Annotated in this window: 23 protein-coding genes and 1 tRNA gene; 16 read left to right on the forward strand and 8 right to left on the reverse strand. The window is 60.6% G+C overall.

The genetic code is table 11. The features are described from left to right. Positions 1-435 precede the first annotated feature (435 nt). The 5 genes from EJ072_RS37315 (at position 436) to EJ072_RS19290 (ending at position 4,303) form a co-directional block, all read left to right on the forward strand. Positions 436-2,199, forward strand: coding sequence for a hypothetical protein (locus EJ072_RS37315; RefSeq protein WP_281061004.1), 1,764 nt, complete (start codon positions 436-438; stop codon positions 2,197-2,199). Positions 2,200-2,218: 19 nt separating this feature from the next. After that, positions 2,219-2,422, forward strand: a complete 204-nt coding sequence (locus tag EJ072_RS36930; RefSeq protein ID WP_245466909.1) for a hypothetical protein — start codon at positions 2,219-2,221, stop codon at positions 2,420-2,422. 846 nt (positions 2,423-3,268) lie between these two features. Further along, positions 3,269-3,715 carry a MucR family transcriptional regulator gene (locus tag EJ072_RS19280; protein WP_126080850.1) on the forward strand — a complete coding sequence of 149 codons (447 nt, stop codon included), beginning with the start codon at positions 3,269-3,271 and terminating at the stop codon, positions 3,713-3,715. 165 nt (positions 3,716-3,880) lie between these two features. After that, positions 3,881-3,964, forward strand: coding sequence for a YHYH domain-containing protein (locus EJ072_RS37560; RefSeq protein WP_348526246.1), 84 nt, complete (start codon positions 3,881-3,883; stop codon positions 3,962-3,964). Positions 3,965-4,027: 63 nt separating this feature from the next. Further along, positions 4,028-4,303 (forward strand): hypothetical protein, encoded by a 276-nt coding sequence (locus EJ072_RS19290; RefSeq protein WP_210211598.1) that lies wholly within the window; start codon positions 4,028-4,030, stop codon positions 4,301-4,303. 26 nt (positions 4,304-4,329) lie between these two features. Here EJ072_RS19290 and EJ072_RS36070 read toward each other — a convergent pair whose 3' ends face one another. Continuing rightward, complete coding sequence (locus tag EJ072_RS36070; protein ID WP_189343052.1) at positions 4,330-4,893, reverse strand: hypothetical protein; 564 nt, start codon at positions 4,891-4,893, stop codon at positions 4,330-4,332. 21 nt (positions 4,894-4,914) lie between these two features. Here EJ072_RS36070 and EJ072_RS19305 point away from each other — a divergent pair, with 21 nt between their 5' ends. Next, a complete protein-coding gene (locus EJ072_RS19305) occupies positions 4,915-5,205 on the forward strand; it encodes a hypothetical protein (RefSeq protein ID WP_126080854.1) in 291 nt (96 codons plus the stop codon). A gap of 432 nt (positions 5,206-5,637) precedes the next feature. Here the strand turns inward: EJ072_RS19305 and EJ072_RS19310 are convergent, their stop codons facing one another. The 3 genes from EJ072_RS19310 to EJ072_RS19320 all read right to left on the reverse strand — a co-directional run bounded on the left by EJ072_RS19310 (position 5,638) and on the right by EJ072_RS19320 (position 7,084). Continuing rightward, on the reverse strand, positions 5,638-5,859 hold the full coding sequence (locus EJ072_RS19310) for a hypothetical protein (protein ID WP_126080855.1): 222 nt from the start codon (positions 5,857-5,859) through the stop codon (positions 5,638-5,640). Positions 5,860-5,977: 118 nt separating this feature from the next. Then, entirely contained in the window at positions 5,978-6,205 is a 228-nt protein-coding gene (locus EJ072_RS19315) for a hypothetical protein (protein ID WP_126080856.1), read from the reverse strand. After that, positions 6,206-7,084 carry an RNA ligase family protein gene (locus EJ072_RS19320; protein ID WP_126080857.1) on the reverse strand — a complete coding sequence of 293 codons (879 nt, stop codon included), beginning with the start codon at positions 7,082-7,084 and terminating at the stop codon, positions 6,206-6,208. Positions 7,085-7,224: 140 nt separating this feature from the next. Between EJ072_RS19320 and EJ072_RS19325 the strand changes: the two genes are divergently transcribed. The 4 genes from EJ072_RS19325 to EJ072_RS19345 all read left to right on the forward strand — a co-directional run bounded on the left by EJ072_RS19325 (position 7,225) and on the right by EJ072_RS19345 (position 9,842). Further along, positions 7,225-7,410 (forward strand): DUF3606 domain-containing protein, encoded by a 186-nt coding sequence (locus tag EJ072_RS19325; protein WP_126080858.1) that lies wholly within the window; start codon positions 7,225-7,227, stop codon positions 7,408-7,410. A 305-nt stretch (positions 7,411-7,715) separates the two neighbouring features. After that, positions 7,716-8,174: a hypothetical protein gene (locus tag EJ072_RS19335; RefSeq protein WP_126080859.1), complete on the forward strand. Its 459-nt coding sequence runs from the start codon at positions 7,716-7,718 to the stop codon at positions 8,172-8,174. Beyond that, positions 8,153-9,007, forward strand: coding sequence for an excalibur calcium-binding domain-containing protein (locus EJ072_RS19340; protein WP_126080860.1), 855 nt, complete (start codon positions 8,153-8,155; stop codon positions 9,005-9,007). Before EJ072_RS19335 ends, EJ072_RS19340 begins: the two co-directional genes overlap by 22 nt. A gap of 79 nt (positions 9,008-9,086) precedes the next feature. Beyond that, complete coding sequence (locus EJ072_RS19345; RefSeq protein WP_126080861.1) at positions 9,087-9,842, forward strand: DUF5131 family protein; 756 nt, start codon at positions 9,087-9,089, stop codon at positions 9,840-9,842. Here the strand turns inward: EJ072_RS19345 and tcmP are convergent. Together tcmP and EJ072_RS19355 are read right to left on the reverse strand one after the other, a co-directional pair. Next, on the reverse strand, positions 9,790-10,728 hold the full coding sequence (gene tcmP, locus EJ072_RS19350) for a three-Cys-motif partner protein TcmP (protein ID WP_126080862.1): 939 nt from the start codon (positions 10,726-10,728) through the stop codon (positions 9,790-9,792). The genes EJ072_RS19345 and tcmP overlap by 53 nt on opposite strands. Positions 10,729-10,922: 194 nt before the next feature. Beyond that, a complete protein-coding gene (locus EJ072_RS19355; RefSeq protein WP_245466910.1) occupies positions 10,923-11,843 on the reverse strand; it encodes a site-specific integrase in 921 nt (306 codons plus the stop codon). Between the two features lie 425 nt (positions 11,844-12,268). On the opposite strand from EJ072_RS19355, the gene EJ072_RS35735 reads away from it, so the two are divergent. Continuing rightward, positions 12,269-12,359: transfer RNA gene (locus EJ072_RS35735), tRNA-OTHER, on the forward strand. Between the two features lie 43 nt (positions 12,360-12,402). Here EJ072_RS35735 and EJ072_RS19360 read toward each other — a convergent pair. Beyond that, complete coding sequence (locus EJ072_RS19360) at positions 12,403-12,657, reverse strand: hypothetical protein (RefSeq protein WP_126080863.1); 255 nt, start codon at positions 12,655-12,657, stop codon at positions 12,403-12,405. Positions 12,658-13,300: 643 nt separating this feature from the next. Here EJ072_RS19360 and EJ072_RS19365 point away from each other — a divergent pair. The 5 genes from EJ072_RS19365 to EJ072_RS19385 all read left to right on the forward strand — a co-directional run bounded on the left by EJ072_RS19365 (position 13,301) and on the right by EJ072_RS19385 (position 17,190). Then, the gene (locus EJ072_RS19365; RefSeq protein ID WP_126080864.1) at positions 13,301-14,272 is read left to right on the forward strand and encodes a winged helix-turn-helix domain-containing protein; all 972 of its coding nucleotides are present in this window, start codon (positions 13,301-13,303) and stop codon (positions 14,270-14,272) included. A 21-nt stretch (positions 14,273-14,293) separates the two neighbouring features. After that, the gene (locus EJ072_RS19370) at positions 14,294-14,842 is read left to right on the forward strand and encodes a hypothetical protein (RefSeq protein WP_126080865.1); all 549 of its coding nucleotides are present in this window, start codon (positions 14,294-14,296) and stop codon (positions 14,840-14,842) included. 243 nt (positions 14,843-15,085) lie between these two features. Then, positions 15,086-15,667 carry a VOC family protein gene (locus EJ072_RS19375; protein WP_126080866.1) on the forward strand — a complete coding sequence of 194 codons (582 nt, stop codon included), beginning with the start codon at positions 15,086-15,088 and terminating at the stop codon, positions 15,665-15,667. 23 nt (positions 15,668-15,690) lie between these two features. Continuing rightward, positions 15,691-16,563 (forward strand): glutathione S-transferase family protein, encoded by an 873-nt coding sequence (locus tag EJ072_RS19380; RefSeq protein ID WP_126080867.1) that lies wholly within the window; start codon positions 15,691-15,693, stop codon positions 16,561-16,563. 258 nt (positions 16,564-16,821) lie between these two features. Next, the gene (locus EJ072_RS19385) at positions 16,822-17,190 is read left to right on the forward strand and encodes a hypothetical protein (RefSeq protein ID WP_189343053.1); all 369 of its coding nucleotides are present in this window, start codon (positions 16,822-16,824) and stop codon (positions 17,188-17,190) included. 18 nt (positions 17,191-17,208) lie between these two features. Here the strand turns inward: EJ072_RS19385 and EJ072_RS19390 are convergent, their stop codons facing one another. Further along, on the reverse strand, positions 17,209-17,442 hold the full coding sequence (locus tag EJ072_RS19390) for a hypothetical protein (RefSeq protein ID WP_126080868.1): 234 nt from the start codon (positions 17,440-17,442) through the stop codon (positions 17,209-17,211). Between the last annotated feature and the right edge of the window lie 51 nt (positions 17,443-17,493).

The raw sequence follows: 17,493 nt of genomic DNA on the forward strand, positions 1-17,493 counted from the left end.
GCCGCTTCCGGGGCCGTTTAGGTATCCGGTCGAAAGCGCGTAGGGCTCTGGTTTCGTTAGATGGAAAAGACTCACGCTCGTCACCGTAGCAAGTACGCCTAGTGCTAAGCCTACACTCAATTTATCCATGCGCCCTCCCGACAGTGATCGCCATTTCGGAGAGAGTAAAGCATCTTTAAGAGCGTCTAAGTCAAGAGGTCATATTTTCTCCCAACAGGGCGCGCGCCAACTTCCGCCTTGTCAACCTATTAAGCATCTAGTTTCCCCGAGCGAAATTCGTTAAAATACTCATGCCGGAACAACCGCAGTCTCGGGCAACTGCATCACCGCCCCGGCTTCGGGGCAAAGATCAACCACTTTCCCTCTGTCGATCTCATCTGTTGAGCAGGCGCCACCCCGGCGCGATCGGGAAAGTGCAGTTGCAAGTGATGCAAAATGCCCTCTCCAACAAAGCCTTCCCGCGCCTACGATTACGTCGCATTCCAACAAGAGCAGCAGCAGAACCCATTTCCTGGTTCGCAGCTTAAGAACGACCTGGCGGAACTGAAGCGCGCCGCAGACGAGACGATCGACGCGCTTGCCGATATCCGGCGCGCTGACGGCGCGCTGCCGAACGGCAAGGTCACTCCCGACAGCCTCTCGGCCGCGACGCGCGCGCTGATCACCGGCCAGGGCGCGACAGGGCCCGAAGGCCCGACCGGACCAGCCGGCCCGGCTGGTGCCATAGGCCCGACGGGTCCGACTGGTCCAGCGGGAGTGACCGGTCCGACGGGGCCTGCGGGCAGCAACGGAACCGTTGGTGCTACGGGGCCGACCGGACCGACGGGAGTTATCGGGGCCACCGGCCCTGCTGGAGCCACAGGACCGACAGGGCCCCACGTTTTCCAAGATGCTGTTCTGGATTTCGCGGCTGATGGAGGGGGCGTCAATTCCAATGTCACGCCGTTCACCAACGCCGGCGCGGCGGGGAAATTGACCTTCATTCCGAAGCCGGCCACCAAGTACGCTTTTGCCACCGGTCTGAAGGGCTACAACATCGGCGGTGCATGGCTTCCGGATCCTACGATCGCATGGAACCAGCTAACCGATGGCGGCAAGTTCAACATGTATCGCGGCCGCTTCACAGGAACGGGCGCGAACATTTGGCGCCTATCGGACCGCATCTTTGGCGGAGAGGCGGCGAGCAAGTTTGCCGGCGACGCTAACACGGCCGACGGCGGCAATTCCTGGGTCAAGAACCAGACTGACTGCCCCTGGTATCTACCTCTGAACGCCGGCGTCCTGTGGACCAGCGGCGGGCATGACGCTACTCCGACCAACAATCCTCCTTACGGCTTTGTCTCGGGCGTGAAGACGAGCACGATCGGACAAGGAGGCATTGGTTTTGGGGCGCTTGTCGTCGCGGACCAAGCAGGCGCCAATGGGTGGGGCTACATCGCCGAAATTCAGCGCGAGACGGGGAGCAACTCGGTCTATGCCTTTGAGATCGACGTCAAGAACAAGGGCGCCAACGCCACGCTCACGCCGAATTCCCAAGTTGTCGGAAGCTATGGCCTTTGGGTGGTTGCTGGAGGTGACACGACTTTCGGTGGATCACCCACGAATCCATCGACGGCCGGCCTTGTCTTCCTGAAAAACGCGCACACTTGGAATAGCGGCATCGTCTTTATGAAGGATGCGCTCACCGCCGGGGAGGCAATGGCGCTCTCTTCGGAAGGGACGGGCGGTGCGCATCGGCTGACCTGGTACAACGCGGCAGGCAATGCCGTATTCAATGTCCTGAGCAGTGCCACAGATACCGTGGCTTGGAACTTCAACCGTATCAACGGGGCGCTGCAGATTACGGCTGCCGGCGCTACCGTCACCTCCATGAGCCATCAGACATCGGCGGTGAATTACCTAGCCTTCAGTGACAACACGACAGGCAATTCTCCTTATCTGACGACCCTGGGTTCTGACGCCAATATCTCTGGCCTGCTTCAAGGCAAGGGCACAGGCGGATGGGTATTCAAGGATGGCGGTGCGGCAACGAAGTTCTCCTACAACACCACCGGTATTGGGTTCTTCAATGCCGCCCCGGTCGCAAAACAGACCGTGGGCGCTGCGCTCAGCACCGGCGGCTCCGAAACCAACACGAACCTGGCCACTCGGATCAACGAAATCAGGGCCGCGCTTATCGCCTACGGGCTCGCAACCTAACACGGCAGGAAGGAAGACCATGCAACGCACCAGCGTACACACCATCAAATTGACGGACGAACAGCTTGGCCTCATTGGCGCGGCCGTGGCCGAGTTGCCGTTTAGGCTCGCGCAGCCCTTACTGGCCGCGATACAAGATCAACTGTCAGCGGCGGCATCTCAGAGTGAGGACGCATCGGCTCCGAATAGCCTTCATGCCAATCGGAAAGATCCAAACCCGTGATTTCCGCTGTCCTGACTATGTCGGCCTCGAATTGACCTTGGAGGCACCTTGCCTCCGAATGATCAAGGCTGTTTTCTGGCGCGGAAGCCGGAGCGACATAGCGAGGCTGAACCAACCGACCGAGAAGTTGCTCCAGCCCCAAAAACGCTTCGATCGATGACAGGGTGGCAGCGGGTCGCCTCCACAGAGCGTCCGTTCGATATACGTGGACGTTGTGGCGGGGGAAGAGGCGATAGATGCGCTCGAGCTGATGCGAGTAGTGTCCACGCTCTATGTACGAATACACGCGGTGCACCCCATTGGGCGCCTCCGAAACCCTACACCTGCCGCCGGTAGAGACTGCGTCTGCAAATGACAGGCTCTCTCGTTGTCGTGCAGTTTCCATACGCCAATGTGATATCGCCCGGAACAGAGGGTGCCGCAACGCAAAGATCAATTTGGCTTCAGCGTTGTATCGGTGGATGCGTTCGATTGCGTCGGGCCAGTAGCAATAGATTGGTGTTGATTCGCCACGCAACGCCGGCCTCGACCAGTCGTAGAAGCTGTGCAGTCGCGAATGGTCTGGCCGGTCCCAATCGACGCCGCTTTCGTCGTCGAAGTGGTGGATTTCCTTTATCCCAGGCAATTCGACGCCCGGGTGCTGAGACAGGAAGGAATGCAGAGCGGTGGTCCCGCCCTTTTGGGTTCCTACAATAAAGAAATCGACCAATCTAGCCCCTGCCGCCATGCCTGCATCGCTACATGAGACGCGCGCGTTGTCGCAACCTCTTTTCGTTTGGCGCTGCTGGTCTTTCACACAAAACCAGCTAAGAGACTTCAGCTATGCCCCTAACCAGGAGACACTTCATGCCGGAAGAGAATGAGAACGCCCAAAGCCGGTTGATCGAGCTCACCGCCGACATCGTGTCGGCCTACGTCAGCAACAACCCTGTGCCGGTTGGCTCTCTCCCGGATCTAATTGCGAGCGTGAATTCGTCACTGGCGACGATCGGAGGACCTGCCGCGCCCGAGACGCCGGCCCAGGCGCCCGCGGTCAATCCGAAGCGGTCGGTGTTCCCCGACTGCATCATCTGCCTCGAGGACGGAAAGAGGTTCAAATCGCTGAAGCGCCATCTCGGGACGCACTACGGCCTGACGCCCGACGAGTACCGCGAGAAGTGGGGCCTGGCGCGCGACTATCCTATGGTGGCGCCGAACTATGCAGAGCAGCGGTCAGCGCTGGCAAAGGCGAGCGGATTGGGTCGCAAGGCGACCAAGAAGTCACCGGCGAAGTCGAGAAAACGGACTGCTTGATAGGCATCCGCGGATCCTGTGAATAATTGTAACTCATTCACCATGAGGCGCGGCGAGGCTTGCATATCCGCATCGGTAATGTTTTGGTGGCGCGATATTACTTGGGAGGGCAAAATGAAAGTAGCAATTCTGGCCGCTTTGACATCGTTGGCGATGTTTCTGTCGATGGACGCTTTTGCGCATAGTGGCGGCACCGATTCGAATGGGTGCCACACTAATCACCAAACTGGTGAATATCATTGCCACTAGGCGAGTGCCCCTGCCTGCCGGTTGATGGCGGGGGCATGCAAGCAACCTAGATAGGTATCGTTGATGAAAACTCGTGCGTTGCTGCCTATGGCCGCTGCGATCGCGATTGCTGCGTATGTCACGCCTTCCTTTGCTCAGCAGACCTTTGGAGGGAATGACTGTACCGTCGATTGTTCTGGTCATGAGGCCGGCTACGATTGGGCCGAGAAAAACCAAATTTCGGACGAAAGCGATTGCAGTTCCAACAGTCAGTCCTTCAACGAGGGCTGCCAAACGTATCTGGAAGATCCGAACCGCGGTTCTGATGAAGATGACGATGGGAACGAAATCGATGACTAAGCGGTCACTGGTGCTCCGTTAATCGACTATTCGTCACGCCAGATCACCCGCTTCTCCCATCGAATCTGCACCAGGCGCCGATAGCGGATCGTGTGGGCTTGCTCGCCGGTCGGATGGAATAGCTGCGCGCTCATCCACTCCCGGCTTTTGCACTGCTGGCAGCGGACCTTCTCCCGCACATCGTCAATCGTGACGTTGCCGATAACCTCCCGCAGTTCGGCCGGCTTGTAGTAGCGCGTGACATTGCAGCGTGCGCAGCGAATGCCCGCCACCTGCCCGGCGTCGTGGGCATGCATCAGGGTCCATGCGGCGCCTCTCGGCCACTTCTCGGGTTGCTCGGGCATGCTTTCGAGTTGAGAACATATTCCCATCCGGTCAAGAGCCGGCTTGACTCTTTTGTTCTCATTTCGTTCACTGTTGCTCGTGAGCGACGAATTCAGATTGCCACGGGCCGATACGCGACGCCGGCCGGCGTGCAGCATCACCTTTGCGAGCATGCTGGATGTGGCAAGGACGCCGGTTGGGGCTTCGCCAAGCCGAAGCAGGCGCCGCACTGGTTCTGTTTCGAGCACCGCGGCGAAGGCGAGCAATTCCTATAGGAGCAGGACAGGATGTCCCGTCATCAATTTGTGCATGAACTGGAAAGCACCGCCGACCACATCGCGGACGCTTCACGCGCCGATCTACAGGTGCTGCTGCGACGGGCGGCGCTGCTGCTTCGCAATGTTGGCGGGATAAACCTCGATCCGCGCACCGATGACGCTCTGACCAGCCTTGCGGCGGAGATGGGCGCGGCTAAGCCCGACTTGGTTGAGACGATTGTCGGCGAATGGCTCGTCGCCAACTCGTATCTACCGGTGCACGCGGTCGACGAAGAAAGCACAGTGGACGGCAACGGATGATCAGCAGACCAAGGCGCGAAGGCGACTACGCGATCGGTGATCCGGCCGGCCGCGGCCGTGGTGACTGGGAAGTCCCAGGTCCGGCTTCACCATTCGTTCACGATATTAGCACATCCTAACGCAAGGTCATACTGGTACAGCGTGAATGCCTCAAGCCCTAGCGCGGATCCTCCTCAGCGCTGGGGCTTTCACTTTGGAATGAGCCCCATCGCATATTGCGTGGTTGGTTGCGCGGCTGGTTACGGATTGCCGCAAGTTCTCGGGCGAGCGCCCTAGACCGCTCTGCCTCTGCCCTAACTTGCGCTCTTAGGCGCTGGCTCTCTCGAATTAGGGCTTCTGCACGTTCCACAACGAATAGGGTAGCCTCATCCCAATTCATGCCGCGCGTAACGCGGGATCCATGAGAAAGTTCCAGGCTGTCCGGTAGCGGGCTCAGCTTGGATTTGACTGGCCTAATTTTGCCTGGACGTGAGCAAGGTGCTCTTCGTGTTGGCGCTGGAGGGCGAGAAGGGTCCCCAGCAACTGTTCGGCTTCCTCCGTCGGGAAGCCCTTGGTCTTGAACTCTTCGATAATCTCGTATTGCCGCGCGATGTGCTCACGTCCTTCCCGGATGTGCCGCTGCACCATTTCCAATTCCGTTTCGTCGCGCTGCATGGCGCCAAGCTATAGCAGCTTTCTCGCCTTTTGTGGTGGCCTGTCTTTCGCGGAAACCTCCAAGGTCGAAGCTGAAACTCGCGATCGCCCGAGCGATGCTGTGGGCCGGAAAGACGCTTTAGCTATCGCCCTTGACGACCGCGCTCTCGTCAAGCTCGGCTTCCAGTCGGTCGTTCACGGGGTTGGGCTCGCTGCCAAGCGGCACGCCATCGAAGCCCTGCAGCCAAGCGTCCGCGTGCTCGGCCCAATACTCCGGCACGTCGCGCGCCTTGCCGTCCTTGCGAGCCTGCTGCCCGTACATCCATGCGTAGATGGCGCGCTCTTGGTCTTTCTTCGCGACGGCCATTCATTGTCTCCATGCTCGTTTCAGCGAGGCGTGGCGCAGCTTTTCCTCGCCCTTGAGCGTCTCGACCTCGCCCACCAGGCCGGGCCTCAGCCACTGCGCCTTTTCCTTCTTCAGTTCCTTGGGCGGCGGCGCGCCGGTCAGGCCCTGCACCTGCTCCCAAAGGCGCTGCCGCTGGTCGTGCTTAAAGTTGACGATCGCCGCGCCGACGTACCGGCCCTTGTCCGCCATCAGCACACGTACAGCCTGGCCAGGGTCGCGCTGGACGCCGATGATGTCCAGCGTCTTCGATTGGAAACACTTCACCTTGTGCCAATCCGTCGTTGGGCCGCTGCGATAGCGGCTGCCCTTCCGTTTCGAAACCATGCCCTCTACGCCCGCCATGTCGACCAGGTGGAAAACCGCGTCGCCGGTGCCCGGCATGGCCTCGCTGAACTGGATCCGGTTTCCGGCCGGGATCAAGCCCTGAAGGATCTCGCGGCGCCGCTCCACCGGGTCGTCGCGTAGGTCTTTGCCGTTGAGGTGGATAAGGTCGAAGGCGACCAGGTAGATGTCACGAGCACGGCCGGTGCCGACGGCTTTCTGAAGCGCGTTGAAGTCGGCCAGGCCGGTGGCATTGATCTTGATGGTCTCGCCCTCGAGGATGAAGCTCTCGGCATTGATCGCTCTGGCCTCGCCCGCGAGCTCCGCGAAGCGGCCGGTCCAGTCATAGCCGCGCTTGGTGAACAGTCGAATCCCGTCGCGGTCTTTGATCACCTGCGTCCGATAGCCGTCCTGCTTGACCTCGTGAATCCAGTCGTCGCCCTTCGGAGGGACTCGGAAAAGCTTCGGTTCCATGGGCGGGATGAAGGATAACCGGTCCCCGCCGGCAGGCTTACGCATCAGAACTCCACGCAGAACACTCGAATTCGATTCAATAGCGAAGGGTCGTTTCAGTTCCGTTAGCTGCAGCTAATGGCAGATACTGGCTGCCGGAACCTTCGTTGCCGGCTGCTGTTCTCTCTCAGCTAGGAGGAACAGCCATGGCAGACGACAAAAGCAAGCGCGGCGCCCGCGACCGTGATCGGGTCTCAGCGGAAGAGGACTACGAAGTCCGACACTTCGCCAACAAGGTCGGTCTTACGGTCCAACAGGTGCGTGATCTGATCAAGCAACATGGGAACGACCGGAAGACGCTGGAACGCGAAGCGGAGAAGCTTCGAGGATGAAGATTTCCGAGCTCGGGCGCCCCATTGTCGGACGGCGGCATGGCGGTGAGCCTGCTAGGGAGTCCGATCACTTCCTGCTCTGCCCTGCCCTGCGGCCAGGCCATCGACTTGCGCGATCTCAGGCAAGTGATTTGGCACCAGCGCCCCTCCCACGAGCCGCTCGAACTAGATGCATAGCAGGGCGCCTGTCGGGTCAGGCGAGAGGCCGGTCGACGCTCACCCAGAAGCGAGCAACGCGCTCACCAGAACAAAATTGTAGACTCTCCCGATGAAATACCCTCAATATTTTCCGGGGGGATTCATCAATGAAGGCGACGGCAGTTATTTTGAGCGCGGCCCTGTTCCTGGCCGCCTGCTCGACAAGCACAAATATCTCTGACGGGCAGTTGGCAGCGCTCGACACAAACGCGCTTTGTCACGCACTCGCAAGCAGCAGAGATGAGCAATATCGAGGTCGGGTTGCGGCGCTTCTAGTTCGGCGCGGCGCCACAGCCGAGAAATGCCTCAGGCTGATACAGACGGACAACGCCGTGGCGACGGGCATTGCCGTTGGAGGGTTGGCCGTTGCTGCTGGCGCTGCGGCGAAGAACGGCGGCGGCTACTACGTCCCGCCGTCTTATGGAGTGGCTTGGGACCAGTTCTATGGGCCGAACTACAGCGTCATTTGGCGGTGCCGCGACATGGCGACCGGAAGGTTCGTTTACGACTACCAATGCGCCGGCAAGCCCATGATCGACAGCACATGGCCGGGGTGGTCGGCCTAGTGGACAAATCTCGCTACGACAATCGGTCTAACCAATGGCGCAAGCGCGGCGGCGCGAAGCGGTCACGCGCGCTGCGGTGGGCGAGTGTACCGCGACGGCTGATCTTCGTGACGGTCGTCGCGGTGGGCGCCCTGGCCGCCCTGACTGCCATGAGGCACGCCGACAGCCTGCACGAGATCAATCTGCAAAACTTGGCCGGCGCCAAGCCCGAGCCGATCACCGGCGTCGCATCGGTTATCGACGGCGACACAATCGAGGTCCATGGGCAGCGGATCCGCTTCAACGGCATCGATGCGCCAGAGAGCAAGCAATACTGCGACGACGCCAAGGGGTTCGAATATCCCTGCGGACGGCGATCGGCCGAAGCGCTGGATAGCTTCCTGGCAGTCTCGAGGCCCGTGCAGTGCACGTTCGTCACATGGGATCGCTATCGCCGCTTTGTCGGCGACTGCCGGCGCGCCGACGGCGCCAGCGTGGCGGCGTGGATGGTCGAGCACGGCCAGGCACTCGATTGGCCGCGCTATAGCAATGGCGCCTTTGCCGGGCAGCAGGCGAAAGCCCAGGCGGCGAAGGTCGGCCTATGGGTCGGCAAATTCGAAGCGCCCTGGGACTGGCGCGCGTCGCACGCCGACGGCGCAGCGCCGGCGGCGCGCCAGCCGCTGGGCATCGTCAGCCGCAAGCTGGTCGCGCAGAGCGGCTATTCGTGCGAGCCGCGGCGGACGTGCAAGCAGATCAGTTCCTGCGATGAGGCCCAATGGTATCTGCAGAACTGCTCATGGGGCGGCAAGCTGGATCGGGACAACGACGGCGTGGCGTGCGAGACGCTGTGCTGAGCTTTTCTGGCCGAGGGCGCATCCACCTTGGCGTAAGCTTAAAAGTGCACTATTCGGCTGACAAAGGGAGAAAATTCCTATGGCCGAGACATCAATCGAGTGGACCGACGCGACTTGGAACCCCGTAGCAGGCTGCACCATCCTGACCGCAGGCTGTATGAACTGCTATGCCATGCGGATGGCCGCGCGGCTCGAGGCAATGGGCCAAGAGAAATATACCGGCCTTACGCGAAAAACAGGCGGCCGGGCTAAATGGACAGGCAAGATCCACCTCGATCGCAAGGCTTTGTCGATACCAGAGACATGGTCGAAACCGCGCCGCGTGTTCGTCAACTCGATGTCGGATCTCTTCCATTCCGACGTCCCTGCCGATTTCATCGCTGACGTCTGGAGGGTGATGGCCGACACACCCCGGCACACCTATCAAATCCTTACGAAGCGACCGGATCGAATGATCGAAATCGTCCCAACGCTCGCCCGACTGTCCAACGTCTGGCTGGGCACTAGTGTAGAAGACAGTCGTGTCCTCCACCGCATCGACGAACTGCGGCAGGTGCCTGCCGCCGTCCGCTTCATATCGTTCGAACCCCTGATCGGAAGCGTCGCAGGCGCCAGCCTGAAGGACATCCAGTGGGCTATTGTAGGTGGCGAGAGCGGGCCGAAATCCCGCTACATGGATCCTGCATGGGTGGACGAAATCAAGTCCGCCTGCCGTGGCGCCGGGACGGCGTTCTTCTTCAAGCAATGGGGCGGAAAGAACAAGAAGGCTGCCGGTCGGCTGCTCAACGGCCAGACTTACGACGAGATGCCGTCTGAGGCCCGTATTTCCGGTTGACGTGGCGGACGAACTTCTCGGCGAGCTCGATAGCCTTCCGCTCTCGATTTGCCACGGCCAGAAACAGCGAAAACTGGTGCCCCTGATGCGGCGTGATAATCGGCAGGGATTCTGAGACGAAAGCGAAGGTCTCTCGCAGCAGGCCTTCGAACCATTTGTCGATCTGAGCCTTGGTCGCGATGCGCTGCGTGGAAGCCGGCACGACCCCAAAACCATCAGCGAAGATATCAAATTGCTTCGAAATTGCCTCCGGCTGCACCGCGTATAGTTCGCGCCAACGGGGGCTCAGTACGCGATCGAGCATCGCTTCTTTGTTTCCGATGCCGCTGAAGTCGTGTGCTAACTGACGCGTGACGGCAGAGACGTTGAAGAGATACCAAACGTCAAGGCACTCAGTCTTGCTCAACGCGGTGAGCGTCGACCACTCGACTTGCATCGAAAACGGGTCGAGGAAAACCACACCTCGCGAGCGGCTTTTTGAGCCGCTGGTCCAAGGGGCGTTGCCGATAATGTCCAGCAGTTCTTCATTGGCGTTGCCCTTCCTGACCTGAATGTCGGCTTGAGAAAATTCATCCTGGACCGACTTAAGAGCCGCCGCGCGTTCTGGATCCTTCTCGATGAAAATGCAGTGCTGAAACGGCGGCGTTACTTTAAGTGCGCGCCGGGCCGACCCGTCCAGTGTCTCGACAACAGTTTCGATTTGACGGCCTTCAAAGATGCCGCCGACTTGCCTCTCTGCTTCTCTGTCTCCGGAGCCAGCGAAAGCATCGATATACCAGAGGTCCATTCGCGCGAACGTGAGCGCCTTGGTGTAGCACCGCAGATAGTATTCCACGGCATCAAGCTTGACCTCAGACCAAGGCCCGCCGTATTTGTGGCCTGCCATTTCTGTTTCCCTCGCCCGAAAACAGAGCAGAGAACTTCTGTTTGGATTCTGTCCAGCCCTTCTGTTCGGAAGTCTAGGTTATCCACATAATCGTCGACAGGCTTATACCCGAAGGCGGATAGCAGGCCAGCATTGCGCACACGCTGGCGGCCACTTCATAAAGCTTGCGCCGATCCTCTGATCTGGTTCTCCCCTCAGATATCTGGCGCCAGCCGACGGATGGTGTCGGCCACATAGGACGGCGCCAAGTGGGCATAGTGCTTTTCGGCCATCCTCGTGTCGCTGTGACCGAGCGCTTCGGCCACGACGATTAGGGGCGCGCCGTTGCGGACCATCGTGCTGGCATACGTGTGCCGGAGCTCGTGCAGCGTGACGTCGGAAAGCTTCGCCTGCGTGAGCAAAGCCTTCCACGATCGATTGTAGGTCGACGGCGCCCATGCGGCGCCACTTTCCTGGCGTAGCAGCGGTTCTCCGCTTGGGCGATCTGCAGCAAGGCGTTCAAAAAGCTCTGCGCCGCCGGCGGGAAGTGGGATGTGCCGCGGCTTGCCGCTTTTGCTTTCAGCCACAAAGACCGATTTGTTGGCGGCGTCGTAATCCGAGACACGGAGGCGAGCGAGTTCACCAAAACGCGCCCCAGTCACCAAGGCGGCCGAAACCAGGTCGCGAATGGCGCCATTGCTGGCCGCGATCAATGTCTTCTGTTCGGCCGGCGACAGGAACCGAACTCGAGCCGATGTCGTTCCGCGGTAAGGCTTGACCAGACGCCAGGCGGTATCGTCGGTCACGAGCCGATTGTTAAACGCCCAATTCAATGCTGCCTTAAGGGTGGTCAGTGTGCGGTTAGCCGTATCGCGCCTACGGCGGATCATTTCAGGATTCGAAAGGTCGACCTGTGCGATGTTCGCCTTCTTGGCATACTTGCCGGTGCGAAGTCTCTTTTGCGCTGTTACCATGCCGTCCCGCCACGTGCGGACTTTCTCGATCGTCAGATCGGCGACCTTCACAGAGCCTAGCTTCGGCCGGATGTGAAAGGCCGCCCGCGCCTTGGCGTCGTCAATCGATTTCATGCCCTCGGCGGCTCGTGCTTCGAAGTAGCGGTCCAGCGCGTCGTTCACGGTCAAGGCCACCGCGGCGTCGTTGCCGACCTTGAGAGATTTCGCCCAGATGCGTGCTGCATCCTTCGCTTGTTCATGATCCAGAACCGCGGCGCCGTCGGCGGGCAGAATATCGTCTGCACGTCCTAGCCGGGTTTGAAGCCGCCTACCGTCGCTTGATCTCGACGCAGCGAGCCAGGCCCCTCCACGACCGCGGCTCCCACGCCCCCGTCGATACCCAAGGCGGACGCCGGGGCTAATCACTTCCCATTCCGGAGCGTCGGAGTAGGGGAGGCTGGCTCGACTGGTTCGACTTCCCAAAATGCTTCGACGCTGCGCCACTGGCACGCCTCTCCGTATTTTCGTTGCCATTTTCGTTGCCATCTGGCGCAGGATGCGAGCCGAGACGCTCTGATACTATATGCGATAAAAGGCTGTTAAATCAAACGTCTAATGAGGGATCACCCGATATCATGAAGTGTCAGATGCCGCCCTCTCACGGCGGGAACAGGGGTTCGATTCCCCTTGGGCGTACCAAGCTTCCGAAAACCCGACGTTCGAAAAGACTCCAGCAGGCGGATCACTCCGCAGCAAGGGCGACGGCGGCAGCGAAAGCGGCCTTGGTTCTTTCGCGTGATGCCTGTTCCAACAACCTCGACAGGTGCTGGAGGTGCATCGATTGCGCATCCTCAAGCAATTGCAGAAAGTTGGATGCCTTGCCCCGCGGCAACCGGCGGCGCTTCAGCGCGGCGATGCGCGCCCGCTGGCACCTGATGTGCCGCTCCGCTTGCAGAACGTGCCGTTCCGCCATTTGGATGTCGTCAGCCAGTGCCATCAACCGCTAAACGGTCACTGCGGGCAAAGAGTTCCGTAAGGGAAACCGCTGTCTTAAAACGCAGCCCGTGATTGGAGCCCCAGCTATAGTTGCCGGCGGCGGATAGTTCGGCTAGCTCCCCAAAGGCTTCCACGATCCCGGCGTGCCGGCAGCTTCGGCGAGATCGATCTTGTTCATGAGAGCGTTGTACGGCCTGCCGGAAATCGCCTCTCGAAGTCGGGAACGAGCTCGACCATACGCGTCACCACCTGCAGGCGCGTTACATCCGACACTATGATCGCGCAGACGATGATTATTTCACCGGCGAAAGGTCCCACCAGGACTTTGAACGTTTCCGCATGCGCAGCCACGAGCCTGCGGGTTCGCCAGACCGCTCGACGGACTCTGTATAGTGTCTTTGTTGTTCGGCATAGAAGGCCATGTAGCGATCGAGCGCGGCACGGAACTCCTCCACTCGTCCGGGAGGGCTTTGAGCCGGCCGTATAGTTGGGGCTTCAGTTGTTATCGTCGGGTAATCGCGGCTCCCAGGCATTGCACGCTCTCCTGTGGCTGAGCTGGAGCCAAGATGTCGGGCCGCCTGCAAAACGTATCGAAGCGCGGCCGAACAGTTCCGAAAATCGCCGAAAACACATAATGTCTCGCAATGCCGGAGCAGCGGCTCGCATTTGGTCCTTTTGTGCTCAGCCCCGAGGCGGGAACGCTTCTGAGGCAGGGCCTGCCTGTCGCGATCAGCTACCGGGGGCTGCTGCTCCTATCGGCGATGGCAAGGAACGCCGGTGAGGTCCTGACCAAGTCCGAACTACTGGACGCCGCTTGGCCGGGGACCGCAGTCGAGGAAAGCAATCTCTCGGTCCAGGTCGCGTCCCTTCGGCGCCTTCTCGGCTCCATGGCAGACGGAACAGAGTGGATCGCAACCGTTCCGCGGGTTGGTTACCGTTTCACCGGCGCGATCGAGAGGCTCGACGAGGCAGCAGTCGCGCGAAATTCTGCGGAGCCTGAGCCTTCGATTGCCGTGCTCCCTTTCGTCAACCTGAGCGACGATGCCGAGCAGCAATATTTTGCCGACGGTCTCGCTGAAGATATCATCGTGCGGCTGGCGCGGCTGCGGTGGCTTTTCGTCTGCGCCCGCAACTCGTCCTTCAGCTACAGGAACAAGGCGCTCGACGTGAAACAGGTCGGGCGTGAACTCGGAGTCCGCTACGTGCTGGGCGGCAGTGTCCGCCGCTCGGGTCAGCGGCTCAGGATCAGCGCCGAGGCGAGTGACACCTCCAGAGGGCGCCAAGTATGGACAGAGCGATACGACGTCGAGCTGGCTGATTTCTTCACGCTACAGGATCAGATCGCCGATAGCGTCATCGGTGCCGTCGAGCCTAAACTCTATGCGGCAGAGCATCAGCGTTACATCAGCCGGCCTCCCGCTAGCCTTGACGCGTGGGGATTCGTAATGAAGGCGATGCCTCACATATGGAGCTGGAGCTCGGAAAGCGAGCTCGCGGCCGCCGAGCAACTGCTACGCAGGGCCGTGGACGCTGACCCGGACTACCCGCGTGCCAATAGCCTGTTCGCCTGGACGATGGCTTCGCGGGCGCTGCTCGGATTGGCGGAGCCGGCCTAGGTTCTTCCGAAGGCGAATGAGATGGCTCAGCGCGCCATTGCGCATGATGCCGACGATCCTTGGACGCATTTCGCCGCCGGTTACGTGCACATGATGGCACGCCGAACGCAGGCGGCCGTCACCGCGCTAACCGATGCGATCACGCTCAATCCAAACCTGGCCATCGCACATGTCATTCTGGGCGCCGCGTACGGCTTTGGAGGGATGCCACAGGACGGCCTGCACCATCTCGCGATCGCCGAGCGGCTTAGCCCGCGCGATTCCACGCAGCAGCCGGGAGTTTTGACCGTGACCGGGATGTGTCACTTCGTTGCCCAACGATACGTCGACGCAGCGAGTTTCGAGCACCGAGCAGTGCTGCTTCGGCCACATTTTGGCGCTGCGTGGCGTACGCTGGCCGCCGCGGCAGGAATGGCAGGGGATCTCGATGAGGCGACACATGCCCTTTCAGAGGCGAAGCGACTCCATCCAACACTGTCGGTCCAATGGGTGGAGAAATATTACCCAATGACCCGGGAACAGGATCGCGCCGCCTATCTTGAGGGGCTGCGGACTGCCGGCCTCGAATGATGTACGCGTTTCGAGGAGCCTTGCCTCGCGAGGGGCAACTGTCACGGCGGGAACAGGGGTTCGATTCCCCCTTAAGCGTATCAGGTCTTTCCGTCCAGGTTCTGATTTAACGGCACATGTCCCTTCTGGCGTGACGTCGTCGATTGAATTAGCATTGCATCATGCTCCCCTGGCCGAAGGCACCAGGGGAGCGGTTTCGAACTTGCCCGGCGGAAGAGGCGAGCGGAACGCGGGGAGGAACCAATGCGGAAGCTGCAGTCGCAAGGCGTTCATCACATCACGCTGGTCGGCGCCGGACGCCAGACCTCGATCGACTTCTGGGAAGGGGTGCTCGGCATGCCCTTCATCTTCGAGCAGCCCAATCTCGACAAGGCGAGCGAGAGCCATCTCTATTTCGATCCCGGCGACGGGCGCCTGATCACGGTCTTCACCGACGAGAGCCGGACCCCGGTCAAGCGGCGCACGCCGACCGATATAGGCTGCGTCCACCACATCGCCTTCGCGGTGTCGCGGGTCACCTTCCTGCAGGCGGTCGCGCGTCTCGACGAGCGCGGCATCAAACACAGCGGCGTCAAGGATCGCGGTTTCATGGATTCGATCTATTTCGAGGATCCGCTGGGACTGCTGATCGAGCTTGCTTCCTACCGTTTCGAGCCGCCGGCCGGCTTCACCCACGCAGACGTGCTGATGGAGGCGCACAAGATCCGCGTGGCGCGCGGCGACTACAATATCGCCGAACTCCATCTGGCCGACGCCATTCAGGCGCTGGTCGAGCGGTCGCGCGAAACCCTGTCGGACCAGCGGACGGCGAAGAATCCATATTGAGCAAGCCATAAGGGGAGGAACAGATGGCAAAGGCTGCAGCGAAGAGCGTGAAGAAACCCGCGGCCAAGGCCGCGGCAAAGCCGACCGCGAAGGCGGCGGCAAAAGCTGCGACGGCGAAGGCCGCGCCTAAGGCGACAACTAAGTCCGCGCCTAAAGCGACGGCAAAAGCCGCATCTAAAGCCAAGGCCAAACCGGCCAAGAAGTCCGGCATAAAACTCCGCATGCTGAGGCCGAGCGTCAACAACCTGACGGTCAGGGTGTTCTTGCGCGCAGCCGGGCTCGATCCCGCCGAGACCGACGCGTGGGGCCATACGCGCTCGCCTGAGTTCCTGGCGCGCAATCCGGCGCATCTGACGCCGATGATCGAGGACAAGGGCCTGCCGCGCGGCGTGCTGTGGGAAAGCTGCGCCATCATGCAGTATCTCGCCAACAAGCACGGGCTGGAGAAGTTCTATCCGAAGGCGCCGGCCAAGCGGGCGATGATCGACAGCGCCATGTTCTATCTGATCGGCACGCTTTATCCCTATGTCGCGCGCGCCACCTATCCGGCGCTCGGCTTCCCGCAATATGCCGGCGAGGTCGGCCACAGCGACGCCCATCCCGACAAAAAATCGGAAGCGCAGAAGGCGGCGATGGCCGCGATCGCCGAGCCGCTCGAGGTGTTTCACTCTTTCTTCCGCAACGGCAAACCGTTCATCGGCGGCAACAACCCCTCGATCGCCGACATAAGGCTGGGGGCAACGCTCGAATTCCTGGCGGTCGTCGACTATGCGCTGCCCAAATGGGCGAAGGAGTACATGGCGGCCCTGGAGAAGAAGCTCGGCAAGGCTTATGCCGAGCCGGCCGGCGACGTGCGCGGCTACATCGCGCATGTGAAATCGCAGGCCAGGGCGTAGCGGTCCCTCGGCGTTAAGGTTTCGTTTACCTAAGACCTGTCTACTGGGTTGAGACCTCGCTGCGACCACGGATGTACTGGCGCCATGACGAGGCAAGGGAAAGGTCGGCTCCGTGCCGGCCTTTTGCTTTTCGCGGCCATCGCCGAAATCACGACAGTATGATTGCACCACCGACGGGCGGACCGAAATCCTATTGTCATCCTCGTCATGGATCGTACGATACCGTTATAGGCAGAGCGACGGCGACGAGGACCTGCGATGAACACGGCAAGATTTCTTGTGATGGCGGGCACGCTGTCGGTTGTGCCCTTTCCAGCGGCCGCCACCGCACCGCTCAACGGCATGAACGAGGTCGGCGCCGCCCTGCTCGCCTGCTGGACGCCGCCGGCCAATTCCGACAATTCCTCGGTCACGCTCAGCTTCAGCTTCAAGCGCGACGGCACGCTGATCGGGCCGCCTAAAACAACCGCCATCCATGTCGGCGGCGACGACAATGCGCGCAAGGCCTATGTCGACGCGGCGATAAAGGCGTTGAATGATTGCCTGCCGCTCAGCCTTTCGCCGGCGCTGGCGCAAGGCATTCCCGGCAACGTCTTCACGCTGCAATTCAGCTCACCGAAGAAATAGGCGGGCAGACTCGCCGTTTCAGGTCAGGCCGCGCACGCCTGACGCGGTACGCCTGACCTCAGCGTGTTTTTCCAACTCCGGCATCTCGAAGACGTAGTCGCTCCAGGCCGAGTCCGGGATCTGCCCGGCCAGGTAACAATCCAGCAGAAGGTTCTGTTCCGGGGTAAGGGGCCTCGGCGCCAGTTCATGATCCAACCCAAGCGAATGGATCAGGTTCCTGGTCAGGCCAGAGACGGTGAAGTGAATGGACATCTTCAGTCTCCTGGGTGCAGCGCGGATCACATCAAGCCGGAAAACGTCCAC

Source organism: Mesorhizobium sp. M2A.F.Ca.ET.046.03.2.1 (genome assembly GCF_003952425.1).
In the GTDB taxonomy this organism is placed as follows: domain Bacteria; phylum Pseudomonadota; class Alphaproteobacteria; order Rhizobiales; family Rhizobiaceae; genus Mesorhizobium.

What these genes read in the sequence shown, in the direction of transcription:
- tcmP (WP_126080862.1), bottom strand. Translation starts at nt 10,728, where the DNA reads ATGGCAGGCCACAAATACGGCGGGCCTTGGTCTGAGGTCAAGCTTGAT.
- EJ072_RS19280 (WP_126080850.1), top strand. Translation starts at nt 3,269, where the DNA reads ATGCCGGAAGAGAATGAGAACGCCCAAAGCCGGTTGATCGAGCTCACC.
- EJ072_RS19385 (WP_189343053.1), top strand. Translation starts at nt 16,822, where the DNA reads ATGAACACGGCAAGATTTCTTGTGATGGCGGGCACGCTGTCGGTTGTG.
- EJ072_RS19375 (WP_126080866.1), top strand. Translation starts at nt 15,086, where the DNA reads ATGCGGAAGCTGCAGTCGCAAGGCGTTCATCACATCACGCTGGTCGGC.
- EJ072_RS37315 (WP_281061004.1), top strand. Translation starts at nt 436, where the DNA reads ATGCCCTCTCCAACAAAGCCTTCCCGCGCCTACGATTACGTCGCATTC.
- EJ072_RS19345 (WP_126080861.1), top strand. Translation starts at nt 9,087, where the DNA reads ATGGCCGAGACATCAATCGAGTGGACCGACGCGACTTGGAACCCCGTA.
- EJ072_RS19305 (WP_126080854.1), top strand. Translation starts at nt 4,915, where the DNA reads ATGTCCCGTCATCAATTTGTGCATGAACTGGAAAGCACCGCCGACCAC.
- EJ072_RS37560 (WP_348526246.1), top strand. Translation starts at nt 3,881, where the DNA reads ATGGACGCTTTTGCGCATAGTGGCGGCACCGATTCGAATGGGTGCCAC.
- EJ072_RS36930 (WP_245466909.1), top strand. Translation starts at nt 2,219, where the DNA reads ATGCAACGCACCAGCGTACACACCATCAAATTGACGGACGAACAGCTT.
- EJ072_RS19315 (WP_126080856.1), bottom strand. Translation starts at nt 6,205, where the DNA reads ATGGCCGTCGCGAAGAAAGACCAAGAGCGCGCCATCTACGCATGGATG.
- EJ072_RS19290 (WP_210211598.1), top strand. Translation starts at nt 4,028, where the DNA reads ATGAAAACTCGTGCGTTGCTGCCTATGGCCGCTGCGATCGCGATTGCT.
- EJ072_RS19310 (WP_126080855.1), bottom strand. Translation starts at nt 5,859, where the DNA reads ATGCAGCGCGACGAAACGGAATTGGAAATGGTGCAGCGGCACATCCGG.
- EJ072_RS19370 (WP_126080865.1), top strand. Translation starts at nt 14,294, where the DNA reads ATGGCTCAGCGCGCCATTGCGCATGATGCCGACGATCCTTGGACGCAT.
- EJ072_RS19335 (WP_126080859.1), top strand. Translation starts at nt 7,716, where the DNA reads ATGAAGGCGACGGCAGTTATTTTGAGCGCGGCCCTGTTCCTGGCCGCC.
- EJ072_RS19340 (WP_126080860.1), top strand. Translation starts at nt 8,153, where the DNA reads ATGGCCGGGGTGGTCGGCCTAGTGGACAAATCTCGCTACGACAATCGG.
- EJ072_RS19365 (WP_126080864.1), top strand. Translation starts at nt 13,301, where the DNA reads ATGCCGGAGCAGCGGCTCGCATTTGGTCCTTTTGTGCTCAGCCCCGAG.
- EJ072_RS19380 (WP_126080867.1), top strand. Translation starts at nt 15,691, where the DNA reads ATGGCAAAGGCTGCAGCGAAGAGCGTGAAGAAACCCGCGGCCAAGGCC.
- EJ072_RS19360 (WP_126080863.1), bottom strand. Translation starts at nt 12,657, where the DNA reads ATGGCACTGGCTGACGACATCCAAATGGCGGAACGGCACGTTCTGCAA.
- EJ072_RS19325 (WP_126080858.1), top strand. Translation starts at nt 7,225, where the DNA reads ATGGCAGACGACAAAAGCAAGCGCGGCGCCCGCGACCGTGATCGGGTC.
- EJ072_RS19390 (WP_126080868.1), bottom strand. Translation starts at nt 17,442, where the DNA reads ATGTCCATTCACTTCACCGTCTCTGGCCTGACCAGGAACCTGATCCAT.
- EJ072_RS19320 (WP_126080857.1), bottom strand. Translation starts at nt 7,084, where the DNA reads ATGCGTAAGCCTGCCGGCGGGGACCGGTTATCCTTCATCCCGCCCATG.